At 71.6% G+C, this 3,399-nt stretch carries 3 protein-coding genes; 2 read left to right on the top strand and 1 reads right to left on the bottom strand.

Going from position 1 to position 3,399, the window contains the following annotated elements; all coding sequences use genetic code 11:
• Positions 1-75 precede the first annotated feature (75 nt).
• Positions 76-1,062 carry a Bug family tripartite tricarboxylate transporter substrate binding protein gene (locus AC27VN_RS36395; RefSeq protein WP_208507486.1) on the top strand — a complete coding sequence of 329 codons (987 nt, stop codon included), beginning with the start codon at positions 76-78 and terminating at the stop codon, positions 1,060-1,062.
• Between the two features lie 219 nt (positions 1,063-1,281).
• Entirely contained in the window at positions 1,282-2,436 is a 1,155-nt protein-coding gene (locus AC27VN_RS36390; RefSeq protein ID WP_490879777.1) for a CaiB/BaiF CoA transferase family protein, read from the top strand.
• On the opposite strand, the gene AC27VN_RS36385 is transcribed toward AC27VN_RS36390, so the two are convergent.
• Positions 2,419-3,399 (bottom strand): UDP-glucose dehydrogenase family protein (locus AC27VN_RS36385; protein WP_490879776.1); only part of this gene is annotated, 981 nt, incomplete at its 5' end. The two genes, AC27VN_RS36390 and AC27VN_RS36385, sit on opposite strands and share 18 nt — an antisense overlap.

Below are 3,399 nucleotides of genomic sequence, written 5' to 3'. Positions count from 1 at the left end.
GATGCGCTGCCCGCCGGCTGGACCACGGCCTGAGCCCTGCCCCCGGACACCCGAACAAAGAACGGAGACCTCCTCTTGAAACACCTCGCTTCCCTCCTCGCGCTGGCCACCGCCTGCGCCGGCCTGCTGGCCGCGGCGCCCGCCGCGCAGGCCGACACCGCCTTCCCCTCCAGGCCGATGACGCTGGTCGTGCCCTTCCCGCCCGGCGGCCCCACCGACGCGATGGCGCGCACGCTCGCGGCCGAGATGAAGGACCGCATGGGCCAGCCGATGATCGTGGAGAACCGTGCCGGCGCGGGCGGCAACATCGGCGCCGAGTACGTGGCGCGTGCCGAGGCCGACGGCCATGTGCTGCTGTTCGGCACCTCGGGCCCGCTCGCGATCAACGCCAGCCTCTACCGCAAGATCAACTACGACCCGGTGAAGAGCTTCGCGCCCGTGATCCAGGTCGGCTACCTGCCGAACATCCTGGTGGTGAATCCCGCGCTGCCGGTGAAGACCGTGCCCGAGCTCGTCGCCTATGCCAAGGCCAACCCCGGCAAGCTCAGCTATGCCTCCTCGGGCAACGGCGCCTCCTCGCACCTCGCGGGCGTGCTGTTCAACTCGATCGCCGGCACCGACTTCCAGCACATCCCCTACAAGGGCACCGGCCCCGCGCTGAACGACCTGCTCGGCGGCCAGGTCAGCATGACCTTCACCGACATCCTCACCGCGCTGCCCTACGTCAAGGCCGGCAAGCTGCGTGCACTGGGCGTGGCCACCCTCGCGCGTTCGCAGGCCTTGCCCGAGGTGCCGACGATCTCGGAGCAGGGCTACAAGGGCTACGACGTGAGCGTGTTCTTCGGCATCGTCGCGCCCGCGGGCACGCCGGCCGATCGCGTGGCGAAGCTCAACCATGCCTTCGCCGAGGTGCTGAACTCGCCCAAGGTCAAGCAGATGTTCGCGGCCCAGGGCCTCGAGGCCAGCGCCGACACCTCGCCGCCGAAGCTCGGCCAGTTCATCGCGAGCGAGTCGGCGAAGTGGAAGGACGTGGTCAAGAAGTCGGGGGCGCAGCTCGATTGATGCTGGCATCCGGGGCGCGATCACGCCGACGGGGTACCTTGCTCCGCGCCTGAACCGCCGGCACCACCAGAGCGCCTCTCGTGCGGAGGGCATCGGGTGCTCCCCGCAGCGAAATCAAGGAGGAGGCCGAAGGCCGGGGGACATTCGCGGAGGGGAGTACCCGATGTCCTTCGCACGCGCCCCGAACGAACAGAACACAAGCATCGGAACAGCACTGCAATGACATCCTCTCAAGGCGCACTCGCGGGCATCCGCGTGCTCGACATCTCCCGCATCCTCGGCGGCCCCTACTGCGGCCAGATCCTCGGCGACCATGGCGCCGACGTGCTCAAGATCGAGCCGCCGCAGGGCGACGACACGCGCACCTGGGGCCCGCCGTTCAAGGACGGCGTGGCTTCCTACTACCACGGCCTCAACCGCAACAAGCGCGTGCAGCACCTCGACTTCTCGACCGAGGAAGGCCGCGCCGCCCTGCTCGCGCTGGTGGCCGAGGCCGACGTGCTGATCGAGAACTTCAAGACCGGCACCATGGAGCGCTGGGGCATCGGCTACGAGACCCTGTCGCAGCGCTTTCCGCGCCTGGTCTGGTGCCGCGTCTCGGGCTTCGGCGCCGACGGTCCGCTCGGTGCGCTGCCCGGCTACGACGCCGCCGTGCAGGCCATGACCGGCATCATGAGCGTCAACGGCGAGGCCGAGGGCGGACCGCTGCGCGTGGGCCTGCCCGTGGTCGACATGGTGACCGGCCTCAACGCCGTCATCGGCGTGCTGCTCGCGCTGCAGGAACGCCAGCGCAGCGGACGCGGCCAGTTCGTCGAGGCCGCGCTCTACGACAGCGGCATCTCGCTGCTGCATCCGCACGCCGCCAACTGGTTCATGGACGGCAGCGCGCCGCGCCGCACCGGCAACGCCCATCCCAACATCTATCCCTACGACGCCCTCGCCACCGGCACCGACCCCGTGTTCGTGGCCGTCGGCAACGACCGCCAGTTCGCGAGCCTGTGCGGCTGCATCGGCCTGCCCGCGCTGGCCACCGATCCGCGCTTCGCCACCGCGGGTGCGCGCTCGGTGAACCGCGACGCGCTCAAGCAGCGGCTAGAGACCGCCATGGCCGCCTTCGACGGCCGCGTGCTGGTCGAACAGCTCATGGCCGCGGGCGTGCCGGCCGCGCCCGTGCTGCCCGTGGCCGCCGCGCTCGAGCATCCGCACACGGCGCATCGCGGCATGGTGGTCGAGATGGAGGGTGGCTACCGCGGCATCGGCGCGCCCGTGAAGCTGGGCCGCACGCCCGCGAGCTACCGGCATGCGCCGCTGACGCCGGGCGATGCCTTCCTGCCGCGCGCGGACGACGAGGCTGCGTCAACCGCGGCGCACTGAGCGCCCGCGGCCGATGCCGTAGCAGGCGATGCCGGCGGCTTCGACCTCGGCCGGGTCGTAGAGATTGCGCCCGTCGAACACGGCACGCGCCGACAGCCGCAAAGCCATGCGCGCGAAATCGGGCCGGCGGTAGGCCGCCCATTCGGTGACGAGCACGAGCGCATCGGCGCCGTCGAGCGCGGCCTCGGGCGCATCGCACCAGCCGATGTCTTCGCGCTCGCCAAGCAGCGCACGCGCATTCGGCATCGCGGCCGGATCGTGCAGCCGCAGCCGCGTGCCGGCGGCCAGCAGCCGTTCGATCAGCACCAGGCTCGGCGCATCGCGCATGTCGTCGGTGTCGGGCTTGAAGGCCAGGCCCCACACGGCCAGCGTGCGCCCCGCGAGCGTGGCGCCGAAATGGCCGGCGACGAGTTCGAAGAGCCGCGACTTCTGCGCCTCGTTCACCGCCGCCACCGCGGGCAGCAGCCGCAGCGCGGCGCCCTCGCCCCCATGCTGCAGCGCGCGCAGGTCCTTCGCGAGGCAGGAGCCGCCATAGCCCGCGCCGGCCTGCAGGAAGGCCGGACCGATGCGCGCATCGGCGCCGATCGCGCGGCGCACGCTCTCGATGTCGGCGCCCGCCTGCTCGGCCACGCGCGCCATCTCGTTCATGAAGCTGATGCGGGTGGCGAGCATCGCGTTGGCGGCGTACTTCGCGAGCTCGGCCGAGCGGCGGTCCATCACCAGCCACTGGCGCGCGGGGTCGCGCACGAAAGGCCGATAGAGCTCGGCCAGCAGCGCGATCGCCTCGGCATCGGAGGATCCGACCACGATGCGGTCGGGCGCGCGGCTGTCGCGCACCGCCGAGCCTTCACGCAGGAACTCGGGGTTGACCGCCACCGTGATCCGGTGCGTGGCACCGCGCCGCGCCAGCGCGTCCCGCACCACCGCCTCGACCCGGTCGGCCGTGCCCGCCGGCAAGGTCGA

The organism is Variovorax sp. 20P10.2.4 (assembly GCF_058244205.1).
Note: the sequence above shows the minus strand (reverse complement) of the source record. Positions and strands in the feature narration are given on the sequence as shown.